This is a genomic window from Micromonospora sp. NPDC003241 (assembly GCF_053589795.1).
Genome location: NZ_JBSFSO010000039.1, coordinates 1 through 25,620, shown reverse-complemented (window position 1 = coordinate 25,620; position 25,620 = coordinate 1). Strand labels below are relative to the sequence as shown.

At 73.2% G+C, this 25,620-nt stretch carries 26 protein-coding genes; 14 read left to right on the top strand and 12 right to left on the bottom strand.

Translation table 11 applies throughout. The features are described from left to right. Window positions 1-7 precede the first annotated feature (7 nt). From ACWDVW_RS25070 to ACWDVW_RS25050, 5 genes are all read left to right on the top strand, one after another. Window positions 8-817, top strand: a complete 810-nt coding sequence (locus ACWDVW_RS25070; protein WP_449953296.1) for an ABC transporter ATP-binding protein — start codon at window positions 8-10, stop codon at window positions 815-817. After that, on the top strand, window positions 814-2,883 hold the full coding sequence (locus ACWDVW_RS25065) for a penicillin acylase family protein (RefSeq protein WP_449953293.1): 2,070 nt from the start codon (window positions 814-816) through the stop codon (window positions 2,881-2,883). Before ACWDVW_RS25070 ends, ACWDVW_RS25065 begins: the two co-directional genes overlap by 4 nt. After that, entirely contained in the window at window positions 2,876-3,445 is a 570-nt protein-coding gene (locus ACWDVW_RS25060) for a GNAT family N-acetyltransferase (protein WP_449953290.1), read from the top strand. The genes ACWDVW_RS25065 and ACWDVW_RS25060 overlap by 8 nt, the downstream gene beginning before the upstream one ends. Before the next feature lie 66 nt (window positions 3,446-3,511). Further along, complete coding sequence (locus ACWDVW_RS25055; protein ID WP_449953288.1) at window positions 3,512-4,255, top strand: SDR family NAD(P)-dependent oxidoreductase; 744 nt, start codon at window positions 3,512-3,514, stop codon at window positions 4,253-4,255. 321 nt (window positions 4,256-4,576) lie between these two features. Next, window positions 4,577-5,035: a class I SAM-dependent methyltransferase gene (locus ACWDVW_RS25050; RefSeq protein WP_449953285.1), complete on the top strand. Its 459-nt coding sequence runs from the start codon at window positions 4,577-4,579 to the stop codon at window positions 5,033-5,035. Here ACWDVW_RS25050 and ACWDVW_RS25045 read toward each other — a convergent pair. The 7 genes from ACWDVW_RS25045 to ACWDVW_RS25015 all read right to left on the bottom strand — a co-directional run bounded on the left by ACWDVW_RS25045 (window position 5,002) and on the right by ACWDVW_RS25015 (window position 10,689). Then, window positions 5,002-5,709, bottom strand: coding sequence for a RibD family protein (locus tag ACWDVW_RS25045; protein WP_449953283.1), 708 nt, complete (start codon window positions 5,707-5,709; stop codon window positions 5,002-5,004). The two genes, ACWDVW_RS25050 and ACWDVW_RS25045, sit on opposite strands and share 34 nt — an antisense overlap. Then, window positions 5,706-6,338: a GTP cyclohydrolase II gene (locus ACWDVW_RS25040; RefSeq protein ID WP_131052902.1), complete on the bottom strand. Its 633-nt coding sequence runs from the start codon at window positions 6,336-6,338 to the stop codon at window positions 5,706-5,708. The genes ACWDVW_RS25045 and ACWDVW_RS25040 overlap by 4 nt, the downstream gene beginning before the upstream one ends. A gap of 11 nt (window positions 6,339-6,349) precedes the next feature. Next, window positions 6,350-7,312 (bottom strand): lysylphosphatidylglycerol synthase domain-containing protein, encoded by a 963-nt coding sequence (locus ACWDVW_RS25035; protein WP_449953279.1) that lies wholly within the window; start codon window positions 7,310-7,312, stop codon window positions 6,350-6,352. Window positions 7,313-7,374: 62 nt separating this feature from the next. After that, a complete protein-coding gene (locus ACWDVW_RS25030) occupies window positions 7,375-8,211 on the bottom strand; it encodes an SAM-dependent methyltransferase (RefSeq protein ID WP_449953277.1) in 837 nt (278 codons plus the stop codon). Next, the gene (locus tag ACWDVW_RS25025; protein ID WP_449953275.1) at window positions 8,208-9,245 is read right to left on the bottom strand and encodes a glycosyltransferase family 4 protein; all 1,038 of its coding nucleotides are present in this window, start codon (window positions 9,243-9,245) and stop codon (window positions 8,208-8,210) included. Before ACWDVW_RS25025 ends, ACWDVW_RS25030 begins: the two co-directional genes overlap by 4 nt. 43 nt (window positions 9,246-9,288) lie before the next feature. Then, entirely contained in the window at window positions 9,289-9,705 is a 417-nt protein-coding gene (locus tag ACWDVW_RS25020) for a 6-pyruvoyl trahydropterin synthase family protein (RefSeq protein ID WP_449953273.1), read from the bottom strand. A 3-nt stretch (window positions 9,706-9,708) separates the two neighbouring features. Next, window positions 9,709-10,689, bottom strand: coding sequence for a zinc-dependent alcohol dehydrogenase (locus ACWDVW_RS25015; protein ID WP_449953271.1), 981 nt, complete (start codon window positions 10,687-10,689; stop codon window positions 9,709-9,711). Between the two features lie 94 nt (window positions 10,690-10,783). Between ACWDVW_RS25015 and ACWDVW_RS25010 the strand changes: the two genes are divergently transcribed. Both ACWDVW_RS25010 and ACWDVW_RS25005 read left to right on the top strand, forming a co-directional pair. Continuing rightward, the gene (locus ACWDVW_RS25010) at window positions 10,784-11,587 is read left to right on the top strand and encodes a CDP-alcohol phosphatidyltransferase family protein (protein WP_449953268.1); all 804 of its coding nucleotides are present in this window, start codon (window positions 10,784-10,786) and stop codon (window positions 11,585-11,587) included. Between the two features lie 14 nt (window positions 11,588-11,601). Next, on the top strand, window positions 11,602-13,449 hold the full coding sequence (locus ACWDVW_RS25005) for a sulfatase-like hydrolase/transferase (RefSeq protein WP_449953265.1): 1,848 nt from the start codon (window positions 11,602-11,604) through the stop codon (window positions 13,447-13,449). Between the two features lie 50 nt (window positions 13,450-13,499). On the opposite strand, the gene ACWDVW_RS25000 is transcribed toward ACWDVW_RS25005, so the two are convergent. Both ACWDVW_RS25000 and ACWDVW_RS24995 read right to left on the bottom strand, forming a co-directional pair. After that, window positions 13,500-14,528, bottom strand: coding sequence for a TRM11 family SAM-dependent methyltransferase (locus tag ACWDVW_RS25000; protein ID WP_449953263.1), 1,029 nt, complete (start codon window positions 14,526-14,528; stop codon window positions 13,500-13,502). Between the two features lie 150 nt (window positions 14,529-14,678). Further along, the gene (locus ACWDVW_RS24995) at window positions 14,679-15,863 is read right to left on the bottom strand and encodes a snapalysin family zinc-dependent metalloprotease (RefSeq protein WP_449953260.1); all 1,185 of its coding nucleotides are present in this window, start codon (window positions 15,861-15,863) and stop codon (window positions 14,679-14,681) included. A 229-nt stretch (window positions 15,864-16,092) separates the two neighbouring features. Between ACWDVW_RS24995 and ACWDVW_RS24990 the strand changes: the two genes are divergently transcribed. The 4 genes from ACWDVW_RS24990 to ACWDVW_RS24975 all read left to right on the top strand — a co-directional run bounded on the left by ACWDVW_RS24990 (window position 16,093) and on the right by ACWDVW_RS24975 (window position 19,773). Continuing rightward, entirely contained in the window at window positions 16,093-16,662 is a 570-nt protein-coding gene (locus ACWDVW_RS24990) for an AMIN-like domain-containing (lipo)protein (RefSeq protein WP_449953258.1), read from the top strand. Window positions 16,663-16,770: 108 nt separating this feature from the next. Beyond that, window positions 16,771-17,451: a response regulator gene (locus ACWDVW_RS24985; protein WP_449953256.1), complete on the top strand. Its 681-nt coding sequence runs from the start codon at window positions 16,771-16,773 to the stop codon at window positions 17,449-17,451. A gap of 13 nt (window positions 17,452-17,464) precedes the next feature. Then, window positions 17,465-18,871: an ATP-binding protein gene (locus ACWDVW_RS24980; protein WP_449953254.1), complete on the top strand. Its 1,407-nt coding sequence runs from the start codon at window positions 17,465-17,467 to the stop codon at window positions 18,869-18,871. After that, the gene (locus ACWDVW_RS24975; protein WP_449953252.1) at window positions 18,868-19,773 is read left to right on the top strand and encodes a Gmad2 immunoglobulin-like domain-containing protein; all 906 of its coding nucleotides are present in this window, start codon (window positions 18,868-18,870) and stop codon (window positions 19,771-19,773) included. Before ACWDVW_RS24980 ends, ACWDVW_RS24975 begins: the two co-directional genes overlap by 4 nt. 3 nt (window positions 19,774-19,776) lie before the next feature. Here ACWDVW_RS24975 and ACWDVW_RS24970 read toward each other — a convergent pair whose 3' ends face one another. Then, a complete protein-coding gene (locus ACWDVW_RS24970; RefSeq protein ID WP_449953249.1) occupies window positions 19,777-20,421 on the bottom strand; it encodes a response regulator in 645 nt (214 codons plus the stop codon). Next, a complete protein-coding gene (locus ACWDVW_RS24965) occupies window positions 20,418-21,521 on the bottom strand; it encodes a sensor histidine kinase (protein ID WP_449953247.1) in 1,104 nt (367 codons plus the stop codon). Before ACWDVW_RS24965 ends, ACWDVW_RS24970 begins: the two co-directional genes overlap by 4 nt. Before the next feature lie 110 nt (window positions 21,522-21,631). Between ACWDVW_RS24965 and ACWDVW_RS24960 the strand changes: the two genes are divergently transcribed. Next, window positions 21,632-22,375: an ABC transporter ATP-binding protein gene (locus ACWDVW_RS24960; RefSeq protein ID WP_449953244.1), complete on the top strand. Its 744-nt coding sequence runs from the start codon at window positions 21,632-21,634 to the stop codon at window positions 22,373-22,375. After that, on the top strand, window positions 22,372-23,136 hold the full coding sequence (locus ACWDVW_RS24955) for an ABC transporter permease (protein ID WP_396745735.1): 765 nt from the start codon (window positions 22,372-22,374) through the stop codon (window positions 23,134-23,136). Before ACWDVW_RS24960 ends, ACWDVW_RS24955 begins: the two co-directional genes overlap by 4 nt. A 157-nt stretch (window positions 23,137-23,293) precedes the next feature. Here the strand turns inward: ACWDVW_RS24955 and ACWDVW_RS24950 are convergent, their stop codons facing one another. Further along, window positions 23,294-24,328: an ion transporter gene (locus ACWDVW_RS24950; protein ID WP_449953240.1), complete on the bottom strand. Its 1,035-nt coding sequence runs from the start codon at window positions 24,326-24,328 to the stop codon at window positions 23,294-23,296. Window positions 24,329-24,664: 336 nt separating this feature from the next. Here ACWDVW_RS24950 and ACWDVW_RS24945 point away from each other — a divergent pair, with 336 nt between their 5' ends. Further along, window positions 24,665-25,291 (top strand): hypothetical protein, encoded by a 627-nt coding sequence (locus ACWDVW_RS24945; protein WP_449953237.1) that lies wholly within the window; start codon window positions 24,665-24,667, stop codon window positions 25,289-25,291. Window positions 25,292-25,620: the final 329 nt, after the last annotated feature.

Here is a 25,620-nt window from a genome sequence, read left to right as displayed (position 1 = left end):
ACCAGGCATGTCCACCTCCCGGCTGGGCGGAAGCGGGCTACGGCTCGCCTACGAACGGCGCGTCGTCGCCGACGACCTGACGGTCGCCGTACCCGACCGGTCCTTCACGGTCATCATCGGCCCGAACGCCTGCGGCAAGTCGACGCTGCTGCGCGCCCTGTCCCGGCTGCTGAAGCCGGCCGCCGGGTCGGTGCTGCTCGACGGGGAGGACATCCACCGACGTCCAGCCCGCCAGGTGGCCCGGACGCTCGGGCTGCTGCCGCAGTCGCCGATCGCCCCGGACGGCATCGGCGTGGCCGAGCTGGTGGCCCGGGGCCGCTACCCGCACCAGGGCCTGCTGCGGCAGTGGTCCCGCGAGGACGAGCGGATCGTGGCCGAGTCGATGCGGGCCACCGGCGTCTCCGACCTGGCCGACCGGATGGTCGACGAACTCTCCGGCGGCCAGCGGCAACGGGTCTGGCTGGCCATGGCGCTGGCCCAGCAGACCCCGCTGCTGCTGCTCGACGAGCCCACCACCTACCTGGACATCGCCCACCAGATCGAGGTCCTCGACCTCTGCGCCCGACTGCACGAGGAGCAGGGCCGCACCCTGGTCGCGGTGCTGCACGACCTCAACCACGCGGCCCGCTACGCCACCCACCTGATCGCGATGCGCGCCGGTCGGGTGGTGGCCACCGGTGAACCCGGCGAGATCGTCACCGCCGACCTCGTCGAGGACGTCTTCGGCCTGCCCTGCCGGGTCATCGACGACCCGGAGACCGGTACGCCGTTGGTGGTACCCGCCGCCCGCACCCGCACCGGTACGGTGACCACGTGAGCGAACCGACCGAGACGCCGCAGCACAGTGGACGGCGATACCGGGACCGGTACGGCATCCCGCACCTGCGCGCCGACGACCCCGGCTCGCTGGCGTACGCGCAGGGTCGGGTCACCGCCCTGGACCGGGCCTGGCAGATCGAGGTGGAACGCCACCGCTCCCAGGGCACCAGCGCCGCCTTCCTCGGCCCGGACGCGCTCGCCTGGGACCGGTTCGCGCGGCAGGTGCGGCTCGCCGACACCGCGCGCCGCTGTCACGCGGCACTCGACCCGGCCACCGCCGAATGGGTCGGCCGGTACGTCGACGGCGTCAACAGCGGCCTCGCCGAGGGCGCGGCACGGGCTCCCGAGTTCGCCGCCACCGGCCTGTCCCCCGGCACCTGGCAGCCGTGGACACCGCTGGCCGTCTGGCTCGGCCACCACGTGCTCTTCGCCGGGCTGCCCACCAAGCTGTGGCGCGAACACGTGGCGCGGCGGCTTGGTGCGTCGGCGGCCCGCCTGTTCGCCGTCGACGGGCAGGTGACCTCCGGCAGCAACGGCTGGCTGGTCACCGGGGACCGCACCGCCACCGGCGCGCCCCTGATCGCCGGGGACCCGCACCGGTTCATCGAGGCGCCCGGCATCTACCAGCAGATCCGCCTGGCCTGCCCGGAGTACGACGTGCTCGGGTTCGCCGTGCCCGGCGTGCCGGGCCTGCCGCACTTCGGGCACGCCGGTGCGGTGGCCTGGGCCATCACCAACGCGATGTCCGACTACCAGGACCTGTACGCCGAGCGGCTGCGCCGCCGAGGTGACGCGGTCGAGGCGTACGGGCCGGACGGGTGGCGGCCGACGTACCGGCAGGTCGAGACCATCGAGGTGGCCGGCGCCGACCCGGTCGAGGTCGAGGTGATCGAGACCGAGCGGGGGCCGGTGGTCTCCGGCGGACCCGACGACGATCCCGAGCTGACCGTCAGCCTGCGTCACCCGCCCCGGGTCACCGCCGACCTCGGCTTCGCCGTGCTGCCCGCGCTGCTGCGCGCGCGTACCGTCGGCGACCTGGACACCGCCCTGGACGGCTGGGTCGAGCCGGTCAACGTGGTGCTCGCCGCCGACACCGACGGTGGGCTGCTGCACCGGGTCGCCGGGCGGGTGCCACGACGGCACCCGGACAACGGGCTGCGGGTGGTGCCCGGCTGGTCGGCCGAGCACACCTGGCAGGGCTGGCACGACACACTGGAGTCCCCGGTCGACGGGGTCGCGGTGATGGCCAACGAGCGGGGCATCTCCGCCGGTCTCGGCGTGGAGTTCGCCCCGCCGTACCGGGCCGACCGGATCCGTACGCTGCTCACCGCCGATACCGGTTGGCGCGCGGCGCAGATGGCCGCCGTACACACCGACACCCACCTGGCCGGCGCCGAGCCGCTGCTCGCGGTGCTGGCCGGCCTGGACGGACTCAGCGCCGACGCCGACGCCCTGCGGACCCGGCTGCTGGCCTGGGACCGCCGGATGGCCGCCGACAGCGTCGACGCGGCGACCTTCGCCGACCTGCGCTCGGCGGTGGCCCGGCGACTCGCCGCCCATCCGGCGCTGGCCGCGCTGACGGAGCCGCCGGCCCACCCGGAGGTCTTCCACCCCTGGCTGGCGCTGGTGCCCCGGGTCGGGTACGCGGTGGTCCCGCTACTGCACGCCGACCTGCCCGGCGTGGACCGCGACGCGCTGGTGCGGGCGGCGGCCGAGGAGGTCGCCGCCACCGGCGACACCCGCCGGTGGGGTGAGCGGCACCGACTGCTGGCGTGGCAGGCCCTGCCCGACCCGGCCGCTCCGCCCGGTCCGGAACTCTCCGGCGACAGCGACTGCGTGCTGGCCACCTCCAGCGTCCCCGGCGTCACCGACCTGTGCCTGCGCGGGCCGGCCGCGCGGTACGTGTGGGACCTGGCCCGCCGCGAGGACAGCCGCTGGGTGGTGCCGCTCGGCGCCACCGGCACCGGAGAGCACCGCGACGACCAGCTCGCCCACTGGTTGCGCGGCGAACTCGTCGAGGTGACCTGCGACTGGGACCGCCTCACCGAGGAGCACGATGACTGACCCGCACCACCGCCAGCGACACGTCCCCGGTTTCGGCACCGTCACCTTCCGGCCGGTCGACCCGGAGGCCGACGCGGACGTCGTCCACGGCTGGGTCAGCCAGGACCGGGCCCGCTTCTGGGGCATGCGCGACGCCGACCGGGACCGGGTCGTGGAGGTCTACCGGTACGTCGACTCGCTGCCCAGCCATCACGCGTACCTCACCCTGCGCGACGGGCAGCCGGTGGCGCTGTTCCAGGGCTACCAGCCCGAGCACGACCCGGTCGGCGAGTGCTACCCGGTACGCCCCGGCGACTACGGCGGCCACCTGCTGATCGGCACCCCGGTACGCCCCGAGCCCGGCTTCACCGGCACGCTGCTCGCCGAGTTCGTCGCGTTCGTCTTCACCGACCCCACCCGACGGCGACTGATCATGGAACCGGACGCCCGCAACGAAAAGGCGATCGCCCGACTCCGGCGGGCCGGTTTCGTCGAGGGCCCACTGATCGACCTGCCGCACAAGCAGGCCCGCCTGATGTTCCTGGACCGCCCCGATGACCTGGACGGCGAGCCGGACGGGTAAGCCCGCCCGAACACGACGTCCGATCACCGCCAGATGTCCGGCCTTCCGTCGACCAGGCTGTGGGTCATGAACAACGCACTTGACGGCAAGGTGGCTCTCGTCACCGGTGGAAGTCGTGGCATCGGCGCTGCCGTGGCGCTACGCCTGGCCAGGGAGGGCGCCGACGTGGCACTGACCTTCCAGCAGAACCAGCAACGCGCCGACGACGTGGTGGACCAGATCGAGGCCGCCGGACGGCGGGCCGTCGCCGTACGCGCGGACAGCGCCGACCCGGCGGCCGTGACCGCCACCGTCGACCGGGTCGCCGGTGAGCTGGGACGACTGGACATCCTGGTCAACAACGCCGGTGTGTTCCTGCTCGGACCACTGGAGCAGCTGAGCCTGGAGGAGTTCGAACAGACCGTCGCGGTCAACGTCCGGGCGCCGTTCGTCGCCGCGCAGGCGGCGATCCGCCACATGCCGGCCGGCGGGCGGATCATCAACATCGGCAGCAACGTGGCCGAGCGGGCCGTCTTCCCGGGCTTCTCCCTGTACGCGATGAGCAAGACCGCCCTGATCGGCCTGACCAAGTCACTCGGACGCGAACTCGGCGGCAGAGCCATCACCGTGAACCTGGTGAACCCCGGGGCCACGAACACCGAACTGAACCCCGCCGACGGCCCGAACGCCGACACCATCAACGGATTCACCGCCCTCGGCCACTACGCGGACCCGGCCGATGTGGCTGCCGCGGTGGCGTTCCTCGCCGGCCCGGACGGGCGTTACCTCACCGGGACGACGGTCAACGTCGACGGCGGCTTCACCATCTGACCCGCACCGCCGGTGACCAGAAGTCGGCCCCGGGCGGCAACCCGGATCGACCCGTCTGCGCTATCAGCTCGACAGGGGCCGATTACCCCTGCACGGCCCCTGTCGCTCAGCGGATGTCAGGCCAGGACGCCAGACCGACGGCGATGAGTGACAGCAATCAGCATCCGGTCGCGGCGCGCTGCCGGGCGGTGATCGGTGGGATCCTGGAGAAGGCTGAGCCTCATTCCACGGCGGGATCGCAGGAGGGGCGGGACACGCTCGCGCTCGGCGCGTCGGTGGTGATGTCGCAGGCGTCGAACGTCGATCGAAAGGAGTGGAGTGGTGGACGTCTTCGGGTCGGTGGCCGACCTGTACGAGACCGCCCGGCCGGGCTATCCGCCCGAGATCGCCGAGGAGATCGTCGCCTACCACGGCGGCACGCCGACGTCCGTGGTCGAGATCGGCGCCGGAACCGGCAAGGGAACCGAGGTGCTCGCCCGCATCGGCGCACCCCTGACCTGCATCGAGCCCGATCCGCGGATGGCGGCGCTGCTGGCCACGCGTCATCCCGACGTCCGCGTCCACGTCAGCACCTTTGACCAGTGGTCGCCACCCACCGGCGGGGTCGACGTGCTGGCCTGCGCCATGGCCTGGCACTGGTTGGATCCGGCCACCCGTAACGCACACGCACGGCGAGCACTCGCGCCCGGCGGCACGCTGGCCATGACCCGGCACGGCCTGGGTCGGCAGGGCGGGGCGCAGCAGACTCACGCCGGCTGGCAACGCTCCGACAGGGCGTAGCGGGTGAGCACCACGTCCCCGATCTGACGCGCCTCCACCACCTGGGCCCGCCGGCCCGGATGCCAGGGGAACCGGCCCTCACCGACGAACCGGGGTGCCCGCCGGTCCCCCACGAAGAACGGCGCGACCACCAGGTGCAGTTCGTCGGCGAGCCCGGCGGCGAGGAACTGACCGTGCACCACCGCCCCGCCCTCCACCAGGAGCCGCTGTATCCCCCGGTCGGCGAGGTCGGCCAGGGCCCGCGACAGGTCGACCGGGTCACCGGCGTCGACGACGGTGGCCAGGTCACCGAGGCGGTGCCGGGTCTTCTCCAGCGCGCCGCTGGCGCTGTAGACGATCCGGTCGGTGTCGCCGACGGTGAAGAACCGGGCGGTCGGATCCAGGTCGCCGCAGCCGGTCAGGGTCACCCGGGTCGGTGACTCGGGCAGGCCACGGGCCACCCGCTCGGCCCGGCGCCGGTCGCAGCGGACCAGCAGCCGGGGATCGTCCCGGCGGACCGTACCTGCGCCGACCAGGATCGCGTCGCAGTCGGCACGGACCGCGTCGACACGGTCGAGGTCCGCGTCGTTGGAGAGCAGCAGTCGCTCCTCGGTGGCGTCGTCGATGTAACCGTCGATCGAGGTCGCGCAGCTGAGCAGCACGTACGGGCGCTGCGCCGTCGCCGGGCCGGTCACCGGACGAAGGGAAGATCGACGGTGCGGGCGGCGCGGCTGGCCTTGGCCGCGAGGTAGTCGGCGTTGGCCGGGGAGAGGAAGACACCGGTGGGTACCTGCTCGGTGACCGTGACCCCGAGGCGCCCCAACTGCTCGGTCTTCTCCGGGTTGTTGCTGAGCACCGCGATCGGCCCGACACCGAGCGCGACGAGCATCTGCGCGGCCACGGTGTAGTCGCGCTCGTCCTCCTCGTGCCCCAGCGCCACGTTGGCCTCGAAGGTGTCCAGCCCGGCGTCCTGCAACGCGTACGCGTCGAGCTTGGCGTACAGACCGATCCCCCGGCCCTCCTGCCGCAGGTAGAGCAGGTACCCGCCGACCTCGGCGATCCGCTGCACCGCCTCCCGCAACTGGGGGCCGCAGTCGCAGCGCTGACTGCCGAAGACGTCGCCGGTCAGGCATTCGCTGTGCGGACGGACCAGCGGCACGGCCCCACCCTGCTCGGCGTCGCCGAGGGCGAAGGCGAGATGTTCCCGGCCGTCGACCAGGCCGTCGAAGGTGAACAACCGGGCGGTGGTGGCGTAGCCGTCGGGGAACCGCAGCGGCACGGTGACCTGCGTCCGGATGGAGGCGAGAGGCAGTGAGTCGGACATGGGTCTCCTCGTCATACGGTGGCGGGTACACGGACACGTCGAGCCAGCAGCACGGCCGCTCCGGGCAGGCTCGCGACGAGCACGAGAGCCCCGTACACGGTCGCCGCGGCCACCCCCTCGGCGGCGGTCAGGCCGGCGGCGGCGAACGCCCACGCGGCCACCCCCTCGCGCGGGCCGAAACCGGCAACGTTCGCCGGCACGGCCATCGCGAGCAGGGCAAGCAGGGTCAGCGGCAGCAGCAGGGTCAGCGGCGCGGTGGAGCCCGCCGTCCGCGCCGCCACCAGGAACGTCGCCAGGTGCCCGCCGATCGCGAGCGCGGAGGCGAGCAGCACACCCAGCCAGGTGCGGCGGCCCAGCAGACCGTGGCGCACGTCGGAGACGGCCGTACCGATCGCGCGGGTGACCCGGGTGGCGCCCGACTGCGGCAGCATCCGGGCCGTCAGCACCACGCCGGCCAGCACCACGACCGCGACGGCGGTCGCCGCCGGCAGGTACGGCCGCACCGGCGAGGGGAACACGAACAGCAGCACCACCGCGACCGCGACCAGCACCACCTGACCGGCGACACGCTCCCAGACCACCGCCCGGATGCCGCGGCCCACGTCACCGACGTCACGGCCGTGGCGTACCGCCCGGTGCACGTCGCCGAGGATCCCGCCGGGCAGGGTGGCGTTCAGGAAGATCGCCCGGTAGCAGTGCGCGACCGCCTCCCGCAGCGGCAGCCCGACGCCGAGACCACCGGCGACCAGGCTCCACCGCCAGGCGACACAGACCGTCGTGAACAGGCCGATGGCGAGCGCGGCACCCAGCGCGGGTGCGTCGATCAGCCGCAGCCCGGCCAGGAACGGTCCCGTTCCCAACCAGAAGATCAGGCCGACGATCACGGCGAGCCCCAGCGCCAGTCGTGCCCATCCCCAGAACGACCGACCCGCCGGGGCGACCGTGGAGACGGCGCCACCAGCTAACTCCCCCACGCGTGCCTCCCCGGCATGGCGATCTTCCCTGACTGTACGCACGTAGCCGGCCGGCCACCGGTTCAATGGCACAGCGCCAACAGGTCGACGTGATCGACCTGTACCCCGAGACGACCGGTTCTAGCCTCTTCGTGCCGACGACGCTCGTACTCGGCGGTGCGGTCGACCAGCTCGGGACGCTGCTCGCGGGCGGCCTCCAGCCAGCCGGCGAACCACTGCCCGGCGAGGTCGGCCTGCTCCGGCCCGAGCCGCCACGGGCTGGGCTGCACCCGCACCGGCACCCCGTGCCGGGCGAAGGCGGCGGTGCAGGCCTCGACCGCGTCCGGGCCGAGCAGGTGCCGGCCCGCCACGGCCCGCCGCTGGTGGGCGTTGAACGCCTCCGCCACCTCGTCGTCCAGCGGATCGGACGGGGTCAGACGCACCCCGCCGGTCACCGAGATAAGGAACAGCGTCCGGGTGCCGGCCTCGACACAGGCCGCCACGATGCGGTCGATCTCCTCGGCGGTCAGCATGTCGAGCAGCGCCGACGCGGTGACCAGGGCGGTGCCGCCCAGGTCGTCGGCGGTCAGCCGGGTCAGGTCCCCCGCCTCGGCGCGAACCGTGACCGCGCTGCCGTCGGCCGCGGTGGTGGGCATGTCCGCGCAGGCCCGGGCGAGCAGGTCCGGATCCTGGTCGTGCAGCACCCACTGCTGGGGGCCGGGCAGCAGCGGGGCCAGCCAGCGGCCCAGCGAGCCGGTGCCGGCGCCGAGGTCGCGCACGACGTACGGGCCGTCGTCGGTCAGGGTGGCCCGGACCGCGTCGACCAACTCCGTCGACCGGGCCGCCACGTCGGCGGGTTCGCGCAGCGAGAGCCACTGCGCGAAGTCCGGCGGAAGCGAATAGGGCTGACGCTCGTTCATGACGCCAATGCCTCCTTGAGGGCGGTGGTGATCCGGGTGGTGGTGGCCGTCCAGTCGTCGAGCGTGTCCCGACGCCGCAGGGCGGCCTCACGCAGGCGTGCCCGCAGGGCCGCGTCGTCCAGCCAGTGCCGCAGCGCCTCGGCCAGCGCCGGCGGGTCCTCCGACGGCACCAGCAGCCCCGGCCGTACGCCGTCAGGGGCGTGACCGAGGGCGTCGGGTAGCCCGCCGACGGCCGAGGCCAGCACCGGCACGCCCCGGGCCAGCGCCTCGGTCACCACCATCCCGTACGTCTCGCCTCGGGACGGGTGCACCAGCAGATCAGCGGCGGCGTACGCGGCGGCGAGCCGGTCGCCGGTCAGCGGTCCGGTCAGGCGTACCCGGTCGACGAGGCGGTGCTCGGCGAGCCGGGCCCGCAGCCGGTCGACGAAGGGTGGATCCCGGTGCAGCGGTCCGGCGCAGGTCAGCGTCCAACTCCGGTCGGCGACCGCCGCGAGCGCCTCGACCAGCACGTCGTGGCCCTTGTGCGCGGCGACGGCCGCGACACAGAGCAGCGCCGAGCCCGCCGGCGAGCCGGGCACGGGCGGAGCCGGATCGACCCCGGGCACGGCCACGTGCACCCGGTCGGCGGGCAACGCGTACCGGTCCAGCAGCCGGTCGCGGGTCCAGGCGCTGGTGGCGACGACGGTGGTGGCCGCCGCGAGCGCCCGGGCCTCGGCGTCGTCGTCGCGGGGCAGGTGCACCAGCGGGACCAGCCGCAGTCGCCGGGCGTGTGCCGCGAGCGCGTCCGGGACCACCGAGGCGACGAGTCCGTCGATCAGCACGGGCGCACCGTCGGGCAGCCCGGCCAGCACCTCGGCCAGCGCGGCGTGCTCGGCCGGCGACGGCTGCGGCCATCCCCCGGGCACGGCGTGTTCGCGGACCGGCCAGCCGGCGGCGGCCAGACCGGCGCAGACGCGCCGGTCGTAGCCGTTGCCGCCGCTGGGTGAGGCCGGGTCGTCGATGTCGCCGGGCAGGATCACGTGCAGGAGCGGCACGTGATCCTGGTTCCCCGACGAGACCGTATGCGGTACGAGCACGTCAGGCGGCGCCGCCGCCCGGCAACGACCGCTCGTAGGCGGCCCACGCCACGTGCGACTCGTGCAGGGTGACGGTGATCCCGGTCAGCCCGTGCGCGCCCGCGCCGAGCGCGCCGGAGGCCACCCCGTCGGCGAGCCGGTCGGCGATGGTCTTGGCCAGCACCTCGGTGGTGGTGTTCGTGCCGGCGAAGGCCGGCTCGTCGTCGAGGTTGCGGTAGTTCAGCTCGCCGAGTACGGCCTTGAGCTGGTCGGTGGCGAGTCCGATGTCGACCACGATGCCGTCGGCGTCGAGGTCGGGGCGGCGGAAGGTGGCGTCGACCACGAACGTCGCGCCGTGCAGCCGTTGGGCGGGCCCGAAGACCTCGCCCCGGAAACTGTGGGCGACCATGATGTGGTCACGGACGGTCACGCTGAACACGGTTCACTCCCCGTCGTAGGTGATGAGATGACAGAGCGCGGGCAGGCTGCCCTCGCTCAGGCGGTGCAGGACGTCGGGCAGTTCCGGGAACGGCGACCGACCGGTGATCAACGCGTCGAACGCCGGGTCGGCGAGCAGGTCGAGCGCGAGGGCCATCCGGTCGGCGTAGCCGCGACTGCTGCGCCGGGCGGGGGCGACCATGCCGACCTGACTGCTGCGGACGGTGAGTCGTCCCGAGTGGAACGCACCACCGAGCGAGAGCTGCACCTCGCGGTCGCCGTACCAGCTCAGTTCGAGCACCGTGCCCTCGGGCGCGAGCAGGTCCAGGCCGCGTTGCAGCCCGGCGGCGGTGGCGCTGGCGTGCACCACGAGGTCACGTCCCCCGGTGGCGGTCTCCGGCGTGGCGAAGTCCACACCCAGCGCGGCGGCCACCTCGGCCCGGCTCGGGTCGGTGTCGACGAGTTCCACCCGTACCCCGGGGAAGCGGGCCAGCAGGGCGGTCACCGCGCAGCCGACCATCCCGCCGCCGATCACGGTGACCCGGTCGCCGACCAGCGGCGGCGCGTCCCAGAGCGCGTTGACCGCGGTCTCCACCGTGCCGGCCAGCACCGCACGGGCCGCCGGCACGTCCGGCGGTACGACGGTGACCGCCCCGGCCGGCACGACGTACGCGCTCTGGTGCGGGTGCAGGCAGAACACCGTCCGTCCGCGCAGATCCTCCGGCCCCTGCTCGACGGTGCCGACGCTCAGGTAGCCGTACTTGACCGGGGCCGGAAAGTCGCCTTCCTGGAACGGGGCGCGCATGGTGTCGTACTGGCTCTCGGGTACCGCGCCGGTGAACACGAGCGTCTCGGTACCCCGGCTCACACCCGAGAAAAGTGCCCGGACCAGCACCTCTTCGGGGCCGGGTGGCGGGAGCGTCACCGAGCGGATCTCACCCTGGCCTGGCAGGGTGAGCCAGAAGGCGCGAGCCGTTCGGGTCACCGAGTTCTCCTTTGCCTGGGTCCGGACCGAACCGATCCGTCATGTTTTCCGTACATCTCTGACAGGGGTCGTCGATCATAAACACGGAGGCACGGTGTCCACAGTTCGAACCGGTCCGCAAATCGGGCTGATCGTCCAGATCGTCCTGCTGGCGGGGCTGGCCGCGACCGTCGGTCTGGGGGTCGCCGGCTGGGTGGCCGGGCTCGCGTACGGCACGGTGACCTGTGCGGTTCTCGTTCATGGCCTGCGCCGATGCGGCTCGGACCGGCTCGGACCGGCCGACTGGGTGACCATGGGCCGGGGGCTGCTGGTCGGCGGGGTGACCGCGCTGATCGCCGACGCGCTGATCGCCGGCCGCCCGGCACCGGTGGTGGTGCTTGTCACGATGACCGTGGTGGCGCTGGCCCTGGACGCCGTCGACGGCAAGGTGGCCCGCCGCACCGGCACGGCCAGCGCGCTCGGCGCCCGCTTCGACATGGAGGTCGACTCGTTCCTGGTGCTGATGCTGAGCTTCTACGTCGCCCCGTCGGTCGGGGTGTGGGTGCTCGCCATCGGCCTGATGCGGTACGCCTTCCTGGTCGCGAGCTGGGCACTGCCCTGGATGGACCGGCAACTGCCGCCGCGGTACTGGCGTAAGGTGGTCGCCGCGGTCCAAGGGATCATGCTCGCCGTCGCCGCGTCCCAGGTGCTGCCCGGGCCGTTGACCGCCCTCGTGCTGGTCGCGGCGCTCGGCATGCTGGTCGAGTCGTTCGGGCGGGACGTCGGGTGGCTGTGGCGGCAACGCGCGCCTCGGGTCGTACCCGCGGTGGTGGTCCTGCCGGCACCGGTCGTCGCCCGCCGGGTCGACCGGATCGAGGACCGCGACATGCCGCCCGCGCCTGTCCTGTCGCTGCGCTGACCCGGGAGAAGCAGTTGTCGATCTCCGACCCGGCCCCCACGCCGGGCACCGACCGCACCCGCACCACCGAGCCCACCGAGCGACCGGACGACACGACAGCGACCCCACCCGCACTTCAGGTCGCCGGGACGGCCGGCGACTCCGCGGCGGTGAGCGGGTCCGGGACGGCCACCGTGCCCGAGAAGGCGGACGAGCCCGTGGCCGACGCCGGGGCGGAGACGGTCGACGGGCCGGCAGCGGCGCCCAGCCGGCGGCGGGCGGTGCTGGCCCGGGTGGTGACCGTGCTGGCCGCCGCGCTGGTGCTGGCCACGCTGACGCTGCCGAACCGGCCGTGGCAGTTGGAGCCGGGCACGTTCCTGCGGATCCCGCTGGAGGCGCTGCTGCTGGCCGCGCTGCTGCTGGCGCTGCCCGGCCGACCCCGCCGGGTGGTGGCCGCCGTCTCCGGTGTGCTGCTCGGCCTCGTCGCCATGGTGAAGGTCGGTGACATCGGCTTCTACTCGTCGCTGGGGCGCCCCTTCGACCTGGTGCTGGACTGGTCCCTGCTCGGCCCGGCGTTCGCGTTCGTGGCCGAGTCGATCGGTCGGCCGGGTGCCATCGCGATCGCCGCCGGGGTCGGGCTGCTGCTGCTGGGCATCCCCGTGCTCACCGCGCTGTCCTCGGTCCGGCTGGCGGGAGTGCTGGCCCGCCACCGCACCCGCAGCACCCGGGCCGTCGTGTCGCTGGTGGTGGTCTGGGTGGTGCTCGCGGCCTTCGGGGCCCGGATCGTGCCGGGCGTGTACGTCGCCGATTCCAACGCGACCACCCTGGTCCAGGAGCACGCCGTCGAGGTGTACGCGCGGCTGCACGACCGGGCCGCGTTCACCGAAGAGATCAACGTGGACCCGTTCCGCGACCTGCCCGGCGACCAGCTGCTGACCGGGTTGCGCGGCAAGGACGTGCTGATCACCTTCGTGGAGAGCTACGGCCGGGACGCGGTCGCCGACCCCGACTTCGCCTCGATCCGACGGGTGCTCGACGAGGGGGCCGGGCGGCTGTCGGCGGCCGGCTACACGTCCCGCAGCGGCTTCCTCACCTCGCCGACCATCGGCGGGGCGAGCTGGCTGGCGCACGCCACCCTGCTCTCCGGGCTCTGGATCGACAACAACCAGCGGCACCGCAACCTGCTCGCCACCGACCGGTTCACCCTGGGTGACGCGTTCCAGCGCGCGCAGTGGCGTACGGTCGGCGTGATGCCGGCGGTCAACCAGGCCTGGCCGGAGGGCGCGTTCTACGGGTACGAGAAGTTCTACGGCGGGCCCGACCTCGACTACCAGGGCCCGAAGTTCGCCTTCGCCCCGATGCCCGACCAGTTCGCCATCCACCAGTTCCACCAGCGGGAGATGGCCACTCCCCGGGACCGCCCGGTGATGGCCGAGTTGGCGTTGGTCTCCAGCCACTCCCCCTGGACCAAGGTGCCGTCGGTGGTGGACTGGGACGACATCGACGACGGCGAGGTGTTCCAGCGGGGCATCATCGGCACCCCGGCCGCGCAGGCCCGCACCGGTTACCGGCACTCGATCAACTACACACTGCGTACCCTGATCTCCTACCTGGAGCGGTACGGCAACGATGACACGGTGATGGTCATCGTCGGTGACCACCAGCCGGCGCCGGTGGTGACCGGGGAGAACCCCAGCCCGGACGTACCGATCCACATCGTGGCCAAGGACCCGGCGGTGTTCGCGCAGATCGAGGACTGGAAGTGGCAGGAGGGCCTGACCCCGGACGCCGACGCCCCGGTCTGGCGGATGGACACCTTCCGCGACCGGTTCCTGACCACCTTCGGCCCGGGCAACTCCCGCTCCCAGGCGCAGGGCCGCTGACCTGACCGGGTTCCCGCACCGACCGCCGACGGCCGGTGCGGGAACGCGGATCAGCCGGGTTTGCGGGCGACCAGGACGTCGCGGACGATCGCCTGGTCGACCCGGTGGGACAGCGCCCGCCAGGGGCCCTCGTCGAGCACGTCGAGACCGGCTGCGGCCAGCCGCTCGGCGGCGGCCTCCCGCCGGGCCACGTTGGTGTTCCAGGAGATGCCGAGGGCGCCGCCGGGGCGCAGCAGCCGCGCCCAGCCGGGCACGGCGGCGGTGAGCAGCGCGAGCGGATCGCGGGCCAGCCCGGTCTCGGCGGTACGGCTGCCGTGCTGCACCCCGTACGGGGCGTCGGCCACCACCACGTCGACGCTCTCCGGACGGAAGAACTCCCCGACCCGGGTGGTGTCGGCACTGACCACGTCCACGGTCTGCACGTCGCCGGCCTTCTGCGCCTCCTTCGAAGCGGCCACCTCCACCCGCAGCCGTTTGCCGACCACCTTGCGTTCCCGGCGGACCGGCCCGGACTCCAGCACCCGGTGCTTGACCCGCTTGCGCTTGAGCCAGGTGCTGAGGAACGTCTGGTACGCCTCGAAGTCCTTGCTGTCGCGGTCCAGGCCGGCGGCGTCGAAGCCGTACATCATCGCCTGGTTGACCGTGGTGCCCCGGCCGCAGAGCGGGTCGAGCACCCGGAACCGCCGGGTGAGCAGGTCGTCGGCCCAGGCCGAGGCGAGCAGGGTGACGTTGAGCAGCAGCTTGGTGAACTGCTCGTTGGTCTTGCCCGGGTACTTCAGGATGGTGACCAGGTCGTCGTCGAAGCGGTCCAGAGGCGTCAACGGCACCGGCCGCAGCAGGTCACCGACGAACTCGAACATCGCGTACGCGCTGGACAGGTTCGCCAGCAGCGCGGCGTCCCGCTCGCTCAGCCCGCCCTCGACCTCGAAGGTGACGTACGGGACGCCGCCGACGGCGACCGTCTCCACCGCCCCGATCCGTCCACCGAGCACGCTGCCGCCGAAGATCTCCAGCTCGGCCCGCGTCAGCTCCACCGCCGCCCCCGAGTACACCCGGTTGCTCGACGGCAGGATCAACACCCCATAACGCTCCACAACCAGGCACTATCCCACGCCCCCGCCCAGCCGGTCCCGCCCCCGGTCCCCCTTACGCGATCATGGAGTTGTGGTACCACGGACGCCGCACCTCGCGGCCTTCCGGGCACCACAACTCCATGATCGCGGAGCTCGTCAGACCGGCAGGCCGCCGACCTGGGTGTTGATCCAGGAGCGGATGGAGGGCAGGTCACCGTAGATGGAGGGGGCGGTGGCGCAGGTGGAGCTGTTGTTGCCGGCCCGACTGGTCGCGCCGATCACCTGCCACACGCCGTTGACCCGACGCACCTGCGGGCCGCCCGAGTCGCCGTAGCAGGCCCCGGCGTTGCCGTTGGTGTTGTTGGTGCAGATCTCGTACGGACCGTTGATGCCGCTGCACCGGCTGTCGGCCACGATCGAGGTGTCCAACTCGTTCGCCGTCACCGGCGCGGAGCCGCAGCCACGGGGTGCGCAGGTCTGGCCCCAGCCGATGATGCGGGTGGCGGTGCCGACCGCGCCCGAGGTGGACGGGATCACCGCCGGTGCGTAGCTGACCGAGCTGGCGAGCTGGAACAGCTTCACGTCGATGGTGGGGTTGTTGACGGCCCGGCTCACGCCGACCACGACGCCGCCGCTGCTGCGGTTGACGCTGCCCACCCGCACCGACGACGGGGTCGGGCAGTGCTTGGCGGTGACCACCCAGTTCGCCTTGATCAGCGTGCCGGTGCAGCCGGAGGTATAGACCAGCCACGGGTAGTTCTCGGTGGCCGGCCGACCGCCGACCACGAACGTGCCGAAGTCCCCGTCCTCGGTCCAGGTGTACGACTGCGCCACGCCGGCCGTGCTGAGGCTGCCCGCGAAGAGCTGGTTGACCCGGCTGGCCTCGGCCGCGCTGGGGTTGGCGTTGGTGCAGGAGACCGGTGCGCTGCTGCCGGACATCAGGTCCGAACAGAGCCCGGTACGCCGGTCGGGCAGCCCGAGGATGTGGCCGAACTCGTGGGTGGCGATGCGGGTGCGGTTGTAGCCCTGGTCGACGGCCTGCCACCCCATCCAGATCCGACCGGAGCCCAGCCCGGTGACCTGCGCCCGGGGCCAGCCGGTGTCGACCAGGATGGTGACGTTGGCCGGCGTACCGGGGACCAGCCGGACGTTGCTGACCCGGCTGTTCCAGATCTGCGCGGCCTGGTCGAAGTTGGTCCGGAACTCGCCGGCCCGGCTGGCGTCGTAGTACACGGTCCGGGCCGCGGCGGCGCCGGTGGCGGTGACCACCTGCACGCCGGTCGCCGCCAGCACCGCCGCGAGCGCGGCGGTGGCCGCGCGCAGCAGTTGTCGTCGGATCATCAGGTACTCCCCTGCGGACTGCGCGGCGCGCCGATACGCCGCGATCGATGTGCGTGAATATTAATGGCCACCTCCCATCCGATGTCATCGCGAAAGCGTCATACCGCCCGACAGCTGTTACCCGGGTGTTACGTAACAGTGAAAGCGCGGTGGCAGACCGTCACGACCGTGGACGCACGAGGTCAGGCCCGCGCCCGACCGGCGCCGGGTGGACGGATGGGAGACGACGATGAGGATCAGAACGACCCTGACCGCACTGGTCGTGGCGGTCGCCGCGCTGCTCGCCACCGCCGCGACCGGTACGCCCGGCGCGGCCGCGACCGGTACGCCGTACTGCGGGATCACCTGGGGCAGCGGGGACCGGACCGCCGGCGCGCTGAGCGACGCCCCGTTGGTGGAGGTACGCACCGGCCGGCACGAGTGCCACGACCGGGTGGTGTTCGAGTTCGACGGCTCGGTCAACGGCTACTCGGTCGGGTACGGCGAGACGTACACCGAGGGTGAGGGGCTGGCGCTGTCGCCGTACACGGCGGGTGGCGCGCTGCTGCGGGTGTCGCTGCGGGCGCCCGCGTACGACGACGCGCACCTGGCCACGGTGCCGTACCGGGTCGGCGACCACGTCGCCACCGTGCTGCGCTACACCACGCTGCGGGACGTGGTCTTCGGCGGCAGCTTCGAGGGCTACACCACCTTCGCCGTCGGCGTACGCGCCCGACTGCCGTTCCGGGTCACCGTCCTCGCCGGCCCCGGCACGCACACCCGCATCGTGCTCGACGTCGCCCATCAGTGGCAGGAGTGACCCTCCGTGGCGGTCTGGATGTAAGGAGGGGTCCCCTACTATGCACCAGGCGATAGCAGGGGTCCCCTCCTTACATCAGCGGCAGGGCGGGATTACGCTGGGTGCATCATGGACGGCCACGTGCTGGTGGTCGAGGACGATGCCTCCATCCGGGAGGTCGCCGCCCTCGGACTGCGCCGCGCCGGGTTCCGGGTGGAGACCGCCGTCGACGGGCGGCAGGGACTGGCCGCCTGGCGGGCCCGGCCGGTGGACCTGATCGTGCTGGACGTGATGCTGCCGGGGCTGGACGGCCTCGAGGTGTGCCGTGAGGTCCGGCGGTCCAGTGCGGTGCCGATCCTCATGTTGACCGCCCGTACGGACACCATCGACGTGGTGGTCGGCCTGGAGTGCGGCGCCGACGACTACCTGCGCAAGCCCTTCGACCTGCCGGAACTGGTGGCCCGGGTGCGGTCGGTGCTGCGTCGCGCGGTCGCCCCGCCCGAGCCGGGGCCGCTGCGGGTGGGCGGTCTGGAGATCGATCCGGGCGCGTTCGTGGCCCGCCGGGACGGCGTCGACCTGCCGTTGACCATCACCGAGTTCCGTCTGCTGCTGGAGCTGGCCCGCCGCCCCGGGCAGGTCTTCACCCGTGAGCTGCTGCTCGACCGGGTCTGGGACCACCGCTACCTCGGCGACAGTCGTCTGGTCGACGTGGCCGTGCAGCGGCTCCGCGCCAAGATCGAACCCGATCCGGCCCACCCCCGGCTGATCCGGACCGTACGCGGCGCCGGCTACAAGTTCACCGCCGGCTGACCGGGCCACCGCGATGGGCACCGACAGCGTGCGCCCGGGCCGGCTCAGACGCCGGTTGACCATCGCGTTCGTCCTGGTCGCCGGGGTCTCCGCCGGAGTGCTCGCCGGTGGGTCGTACCTACTGCTGCGGCAGGCCCGCTACGACGCCTCGCTGCACGCCGCCGCGGCCGACGCCCGCTACCGTCTGGTGCTCGCCGGTCAGTTCCTGCCGTTGACCGAGCCTCGCCGGGCCGAGTTGCTCACCAGCTTCGAGAGCAGCGGACGGCACGTGGTGCTCGTCGACGGCGACACCTGGCCGTCGCACCCGGCGTACGCGCCGCCGCTGGGCACGCGGCTGCGGGCCAGCGTGGCCGCCGGGCAGCTCGGCTACGAACGCCCCGCCGGACGCGACGAGCTGCTGGTGGTGGGTGGTCGGATCCCCGGTTCCACCGCCGAGCTGTACGTCGTCACCGGAGAGGCCGGTCTCGCCGCCGACCTGGACCAACTCCGCACCGCCCTGACGGCGGGCTGGGTGTCGGTGGTGCTGCTCGCCGCAGCCGTCGGTCACACGCTGGCGCGGCGCACCCTGGAGCCGGTGGGCCGCGCCGGCCGGGCCGCCCGGGCGATCACCGAGGGACTGCTGGCCACCCGGCTGCCGGTGCGGGGGCGCGACGAGTTCAGTGCCTGGGCGGTGGCGTTCAACGAGATGGCCGAGGCGCTGGAGGCGAGGATCGCCGACCTGCACCGGGCCCGGGAACGGGAGCGGCGGTTCACCGCCGACGTGGCGCACGAGCTGCGTACCCCGGTGACCGCCCTGGTGGCCGCGGCCTCGCTGCTGCGCGACCACCTCGACCACCTGCCCGGCGACGCCCGGCGCGCCGGTGAGCTGCTGGTCGGTGACGTGGTGCGGCTACGCCGGCTGGTCGAGGACCTGATGGAGATCTCCCGACTGGACGCCGGTCAGGAGGTCGTCACCGTCACCGACGTCGACGCCCCGGCCCTGTTGCGCGCGATCGTCAGGGACCGGGGCTGGCGGGACCGGGTCGAGGTCGACGCGGATCCGGTCCGGGTCCGCACCGACCCGCGCCGCCTGGAACGGGTGCTGGGCAACCTGGTCGCCAACGCGGTGCAGCACGGCGGCGGCGCGATCCGGGCCCGGGTGGTACGCGCCGGTGACCGGGTGCTGTTCGACGTCGACGACGAGGGGCCGGGCATCCCGGCCGCGCACCTCCCCCGACTGTTCGACCGGTTCCACAAGGTCGATCCGGCCCGCTCCGGCGGCGGCAGCGGACTCGGTCTGGCCATCGCCCGGGAGAACGCCCGGCTGCTCGGCGGCCGGCTCACCGTGCACAGCGCCCCGGGCAGCGGCACCCGCTTCCGCCTCGACCTGCCCGATCACGGCGAGGTGGCCGGAGAGTCGTCCGAGGGCGGTGCCGGGTGAGCCCGCGTCGGGGCCGCGTGGCCGCAGCGACCGCCGCCCTGCTGCTCCTGACCGCCGCCGGCTGCGCGCCGTCGCGATCCGGCTCGCTCGGTCCGGCCCCCACCGTCGCCTCGGCGGCGACCTCAGGCGCGGCGAGCACCGGGCCGACCACCACGGCCCCACCGGCGGAGACCACGCCGCCGACCGCCTCCGGCCCCGGATCCGCGCCGCCGCGCGCCGGACCGTCGCCGACCGCCCGACCCGCGACGCTCACCCTCCAGCTGTGGTACGTCCGGGACGGGCGGCTCGCCCCGACCCGGCGTACCCGGCCCACCACCCCGGCCACCTCCCGCCTGGCACTGGCCGAACTGGCCGCCGGACCGACCCGGACGGAGGCCGACGCCGGTCTGGTCACGTTGCTGCCCGACGGGGCACAGGTGAGCCGGATCGCCGCCGGGACGGCCACGGTACGCCTGCCCGACGCGTCCGATCCGGCCACCGCACGGTTGCGCGAGGCACAGGTGGTCTACACGCTCACCCAGTTCGCCACCGTCCTGCGCGTCGACTTCGGCACCGCCGCACCGGCAGGCCGCGCCGAGTACGCCGACCTGCTGCCCCCGGTGGTGATCGCCGAACCGGTCATCGGCGCGCGGGTGAGCAGCCCGATCACCGTCTCCGGCAGCGCCGACGTGTTCGAGGCGACGGTCAACGTCCGGCTGCTCGACGCCGCCGGTCGCCCACTCGCCACCGGCTTCACCACCGCCACCTGCGGCACCGGCTGCCGGGGCGGCTACCGGCTCACCCTGTCCTACGCCTCGGCGCGGGAGCAGCCCGGCACCGTCGAGGCGTACGAGGTGTCCGCCGCCGACGGGTCACGGACGAAGCTGGTCGCCGTACCGGTGACGGTGGCCGCGACCCGGTGACCGTCAGTCGAGGAGCCCCTCGTGCAGGGCGCGCAGCACCGCGTTCGTCCGGTCCCGCGCGCCGAGCTTGGTGAGGATGGTGGAGACGTGGTTCTTGACGGTCCCCTCCGCCAGGAACAGCACCTCGGCGATCTCCCGGTTGCTGTAGCCCTGCGCGACGAGCCGCAGCACCTCCTGCTCGCGTTCGGTGAGGCCGGGCACGGGACCCGCGTGCGGCCCGGCCGGTGACGGCCCCGAACGGATCGCCCGCAGCATCCGGTCGGTGATCGACGGGGCGATCAGCGTCCCGCCGTCGGCGAGCGTGCGGATGGCCCGGGTGAGCTGGTCCAGCGTCACGTCCTTGAGCAGGTAGCCACGGGCACCCGCGCGCAGCGCCGCCAACACCAGCTCGTCGTCGTCGAACGTGGTCAGCACCAGCACCGGAATCTCGACCTCGGTCGCGCGGAGTCGTTCGAGCGTCCAGATGCCGTCGAAGCGGGGCATCCGCAGGTCGAGCAGGATCACGTCCGGCGTGGTCTCGGCGACGATCGCCAGCGCAGCCCGCCCGTCGTCGGCCTCGCCGACCACGTCGATGTCGGCGACCTCCAGCAGCCCCCGGATGCCCTGCCGGATGAGCGTCTGGTCGTCGACCACCACCACCCGGGTCATGCCGCCGGCACCCGCGCGGTCACCCGGAACCCGGTCCGCCCGTCGACCGCGAGGTCGCCGCCGAGCGCCTGGAAACGTTCGCGCAGCCCCCGCAGCCCGTTGCCGAGCACCAGGTCCGGTGCACCGCACCCGTCGTCGCGGGCCTCCAGCACGGTGCCCCGGGCGTCCGCGCTCACCGAGATCCACAACTCCCGCGCCCCGGCGTGCCGGATGGTGTTCGTGACGATCTCCTGGGTGGCCCGGACGAACGCCGCGCTCTCCTCCTCGTCCACCCGTACGGTCGGCGAGACGTCCACCGACACGTCGAGCCCCGGCAGGTCGCGGGCCATCCGCCGCAACGCCTGCTCCAGGTCGGGCGGCTCGGTGCGCAGCCGACCGACGGTGGCGCGGACGTCGCCGAGCAGCTCACGGGCGACCCGGTTGGCCCGTTCCACGTGGGTACGCGACGCCTCGCCGTCGAGGTGCCGGGCGGTCTCCAACTCCAGCGTCAGGACGGTCAACTGGTGACCGATCTGGTCGTGCAGCTCGCGGGAGATCCGCAGGCGTTCGGCCGTCCGGGCGGACTCGGAGAGCAGCACGCTCGCGGCCTGCAACTCCACGTGCGCCTCGGCCAGCTCGCGGCGCATCCGCTGCTCCCGGACCAGGGTGCTGGAACTGAGCATGCTGGCCAACTGGATGAGCAGGTAGAAGCCGATCACCACGACCGCCTCCGGCGACCGGAACGCGACCGGCGGCAGGCTCACGGCGATCACCACGGTGTTGAGGGCGACGAGGACCAGGCCCACCCGCAGTGGCGCGAGATACACACTGATCGCTGCGGTGAGCACCAGCAGCACCGGCAGCAGCCCGGTGTTGGGCAGTGTGAGGAGTACCGCCCAGGAGGCCAGCACGGCCACCGCGAACGACCCGGTCCGCAGCGGGCCGGCCCGCTCGACGGCGACCGAGGTGAGCAGCGCGACGAGGTAGAGGACGAACAGCGCGATCCACAGGACCAGGGGGATCTCGGTGCCGACGGCCCCGAACAGCACGGGCGCGGCGACGGCGATCGCGACCACGAGCATCGCGATGCCGGACCACTCCTCCGTCCCGACGCGTCGCACGCTCCCACTCTAGGTCGGCCCGCGTCGGGCGTACCCGTGCCGAAAGTCATGCCCCCGGGAGGTGACTTCTGGGACAGGTGGCCAGGTCGGGGCGTCCGTAGCGTCGAGGCATGACCAACGTCGAACCGGCGATCCTCGCCGAGAACCTCGCCAAGAGTTACGGATCGACCCGAGCGGTGGTCGATGTGAGTCTCCGGGTCGACGTCGGGGAGGCGGTCGGCGTCCTCGGCACCAACGGAGCCGGGAAGACGACGGCGGTCGAGATGATCGCCGGGCTACGCGTACCCGAACGGGGGCGGGTACGCGTACTCGGACTCGATCCGCAGGCCGACCGGCGGCGCGTACGGCAGGTGCTCGGCGTACAGCTCCAGCACGCCTACCTGCATGGTGCGCTGCGGGTGACCGAACTGGTCGACCTGTACCGCAGCTTCTATCCCGACCCTCGCCCGACCGACGAGTTGCTGGACATGGTCGACCTGACCGGGCACCGGAAGGCGACGTTCGAGAAGCTCTCCGGCGGCCAGCAGCAGCGGCTCTCGATCGCCCTCGCGCTGACCGGCCGCCCGCGCGTGGTGATCCTCGACGAGCTGACCACCGGCCTGGACCCGAAGGCCCGTCGCCGCATGTGGGCGACGATCGAGCAGCTCCGCGCCGAGGGGGTGAGCGTGCTGCTGGTCAGCCACGCCATGGAGGAGGTGGAGCGGCTATGCGACCGGGTCGCCGTCCTCGACGCCGGCCGCGTCATCGCCACCGACACTCCCGCCGGGCTGATCGCACAGACCGGCGCCGCCAACCTGGACGACGCGTTCGTCGCGCTCACCGGCAAGGAACTCGACCTGGAGGAGGCCGCATGACCACCGTCGTCGCCCATCGACCGGGGATGCGCTCGCTGCTGACGTTGATCCGCTGCGAGGCGAAGATGGTCGTGCGGGACACCCCCGGGCTGGTCGTCCCGCTGTGCCTGCCGCTGCTGATCATGCTGACCAGCGCCGGCTCGGCGAACGAACAGGAGGTCTCGGGCGGGCTGACCGCGCTGGACCTGTTCGTCCTCCCGCTCGTGCTCACCATGGTCATCGCGCTGATCGGCATCATCAACATGCCGAGCTTCCTGGCCTACTACCGGCGTTCCGGCATCCTGCGCCGCCTCGGCGTGACCCCCGCCTCGCCGGCCATGGTGCTGGCCGCGCAGGTGATCGTCAGCCTGCTCCAGGCGGTCGTCGGCATCGCCGCCGCCGTCGCGCTCGCCTTCCTGGTGTTCGGCGCGAACGCCCCGGTCAACCTCGGCGCGGCGCTCGGCGTGACGGCGCTGGCGATGGCCGCCATGTACAGCGCCGGCATGATCGTCGCGGCGATCGCGCCCACCCCGAACTCCGCCGTCGCCATCGGCCTGGTCGCGTTCTTCCTCCTCGGCGCCATGGGCGGGATGTTCGGCGGACCCGACGCGCTGCCGGGCCCGCTCGCCGACATCGGTCGCCTGCTGCCGTTCGGCGCCTCGGTGGAAGCCCTCGGCGCCGCCTGGGAGGGCACGCCGATCGGGGTCGGGCAACTGGTCGGCCTGGGCGTGACGGTGGTGCTCGGCGCGACCGTGGCGGGCCTGCTGTTCCGCTGGGAATGACCCGCGCAGCCGCATGGCCTCGGCCGTCCCGGAGCAGCCGTTGCGACGGAGTGCCCCGGGACGGCCGGTGCGGCGGGCGGTGCGGTCAGCGCCGTTTGCGGCGGTGCAGTCAGCGCCGTTTGCGGCGGTGCAGTCAGCGCCGTTTGCGGCGGTGCAGTCAGCGCCGTTTGCGGCGATTCCTGGTCCGGGACCGCTGCTGGTCACGAACGGTGCCCGGCGGCACGGAGACGGCCCCGGTGGCGTCGGCCTCCCGGGCCCGCCGTGGGACCGGCGGCAGGACGAGCGTCCCGGCCTCCGACGCGACCTCGACGCGCGCGGCGGTCTGCGGACCGACCGGGACCGGTTCCGGCAGCCGCCGCTCCAGGTCCGTGATGATCGCCTGTACGCGGGCCAACTGCTCCCGCACCGACGGCTCGTCCTCGGCGTGCCCGCCGGTGGGCCGACCGGCCCGCTGCGCGGCGACCTGCTCGTCCTGGTGCGCCTCCTGCAACGCGGTCAGCACCAGGCCGACCAGCAGATTCGTCAACAGATAGCAGGCGGCCACCATGTAGGAGACGTAGTAGAGCACCGCCCACTCGGTGACGTCGCGGCCCGCCTGGAGCGTGTCGGTGATGCCGTCCAGAGACAGCAGCAGGAACAACGTGAGCATGGCCTGCCCGGCCGTGCCGTACTCCTCCGGGTAGGCGGTGCCGAACAGCATCCAGCCGAGCATCGCGTACCCGTACAGCAGCAGCGCGGTGACCAGCAGGAAACTCGCCAGGCCGGGCAGGCTGCGCCGGATGCCCACCAGGATCACCCGCAGGCTCGGGAAGAGCCGGAACGCGCGCACGATCCGGGCCAGCCGCAGCAGCCGGAGCAGGGTCACGTTCTCCCGCACCCCGGGCAGCAGTGGCGCGGCCACGATCACCAGGTCGAACACGTTCCACCGGTCCCGGAAGAAGCCGGCCGGGGCGGTGGCGTGCGCGCCGAAGCGCATCAGCAGTTCCAGCACGAACAACGCGATGCAGACGTACTCGACGGCGCGCAGCGCCACGCCCACGGAGGCCACCACGTTCCCGTACGTCTCCAGGCCCAACGCCACCGCGTTGACGATGACCACGGCGAAGCTGGCCAGGTTGAACCAGGGCGCGCCGACGACGACCCCGCAGCGTACGGCGAGCCGGTGCAACGGACCACGGACAGTACGCGTCATGCTACTCCTCGACCGGCTCACGACCGGACGGCAGCCTATGACATCCCGGGACAGGCCGGGCACCCGGACCGCCCACATAGGACGGATGCCTGGTCACCCCGGCGCGCCGCCGGTGACGGCCACGCGGGCGGCTCGTGCGGTCCCGGCCGACACACGGCGGTGCTCCCGGCCTCGCGACGGGCATGGCCACGCGGCGGACACGCCCAGGCGGCGGGCACGGCCACCCGGCGGTGCTCGACCTCGCGGCCGCACTCGCTGCCTTACGGCAGTGCACGCCCTCCTGGCGGCGCGGCCACGCGGCGGGCGGTCTGGACGGTCGCCCTTACGATCTTCGTCGTGTCTACCTCTGCCGCCACCGAGTTCGCGGGCGCCTGGACCGTCGGCCGGTCGGTCCGCCGCACCGCACTGCTGGTCCTGTTCGGCCTCCTCGCCGTCGTGCTGAACACCGGCATCGGGTACGCCAGCGCGGGCACCCGGGCGATCCCGATCGTCACCGGGATACTGGTCTGTCTGGCCTTCGCGACCGGCGTACATCTCCTGCACCGGGCGACCTGGCTGGCCCTGCTCTCCCTGCTGCCGGCGCTGTTCGTCCTCGTCGGCTCGGTGCAGCTCGCCCCCGACCTGGCCCTTGAGCAGCGCGGCGTCCGCCAGCAGGTGACGATCGTGAACGCCGAGGTCAACGGCAAGCGGCACACCTTCACCCTGCGCGGCACGACCGGCCCGCTCGACGAACCGCTCGTGTACCAGGGCAGCGCCCCCGGCTACCGGGTCGGCGACACGCTCACCGTGCTGACCGACCCGGACGGACGGATCGCCCTGCGGGACGCCGACCGGGTCGACTCCGCCGGCAAGGTGACCGGCCTCGTCCTCGGCACCCTCGGCTGGACCGCGATCGCCCTGCTCGCCGGTGTACGCGGACACGTCCGCCGACGCACCGGCCGCCACGCCGGCCTGATCCTCTAGCCCCCGACCGTCCTCGGCGTCACTAGGCGACGCGGCCACGGAGCCGACCGCCACGACGTCGACCTCGGTCCCGCTCAGGAACAGCCGGGTATGCGGCGCGACGTGTCCGCCCGGGATCGCCGAACGCCGCACCGGCCGCACCGATCGCGAGCTCGATCGGCCCGGACGCGCCGCAAGCGCGGACGTGCCGCAAGCGCGGACGTGCCGCAAGCGCGGACGTGCCGCAAGCGCAGACGCGCGGCCCGGACGCGCCGCAAGCGCAGACGCGCCGCAAGCGCAGACGCGCCGCAAGCGCAGACGCGCCGCAAGCGCAGACGCGCCGCAAGCGC

Coding starts and splice junctions, on each gene's coding strand:
- ACWDVW_RS25070 (WP_449953296.1), top strand. CDS start 8: ATGTCCACCTCCCGGCTGGGCGGAAGCGGGCTACGGCTCGCCTACGAA.
- ACWDVW_RS25060 (WP_449953290.1), top strand. CDS start 2,876: ATGACTGACCCGCACCACCGCCAGCGACACGTCCCCGGTTTCGGCACC.
- ACWDVW_RS25055 (WP_449953288.1), top strand. CDS start 3,512: ATGAACAACGCACTTGACGGCAAGGTGGCTCTCGTCACCGGTGGAAGT.
- ACWDVW_RS25040 (WP_131052902.1), bottom strand. CDS start 6,338: ATGTCCGACTCACTGCCTCTCGCCTCCATCCGGACGCAGGTCACCGTG.
- ACWDVW_RS25030 (WP_449953277.1), bottom strand. CDS start 8,211: ATGAACGAGCGTCAGCCCTATTCGCTTCCGCCGGACTTCGCGCAGTGG.
- ACWDVW_RS24995 (WP_449953260.1), bottom strand. CDS start 15,863: ATGATCCGACGACAACTGCTGCGCGCGGCCACCGCCGCGCTCGCGGCG.
- ACWDVW_RS24990 (WP_449953258.1), top strand. CDS start 16,093: ATGAGGATCAGAACGACCCTGACCGCACTGGTCGTGGCGGTCGCCGCG.
- ACWDVW_RS24985 (WP_449953256.1), top strand. CDS start 16,771: ATGGACGGCCACGTGCTGGTGGTCGAGGACGATGCCTCCATCCGGGAG.
- ACWDVW_RS24980 (WP_449953254.1), top strand. CDS start 17,465: ATGGGCACCGACAGCGTGCGCCCGGGCCGGCTCAGACGCCGGTTGACC.
- ACWDVW_RS24970 (WP_449953249.1), bottom strand. CDS start 20,421: ATGACCCGGGTGGTGGTGGTCGACGACCAGACGCTCATCCGGCAGGGC.
- ACWDVW_RS24960 (WP_449953244.1), top strand. CDS start 21,632: ATGACCAACGTCGAACCGGCGATCCTCGCCGAGAACCTCGCCAAGAGT.
- ACWDVW_RS24955 (WP_396745735.1), top strand. CDS start 22,372: ATGACCACCGTCGTCGCCCATCGACCGGGGATGCGCTCGCTGCTGACG.
- ACWDVW_RS24950 (WP_449953240.1), bottom strand. CDS start 24,328: ATGACGCGTACTGTCCGTGGTCCGTTGCACCGGCTCGCCGTACGCTGC.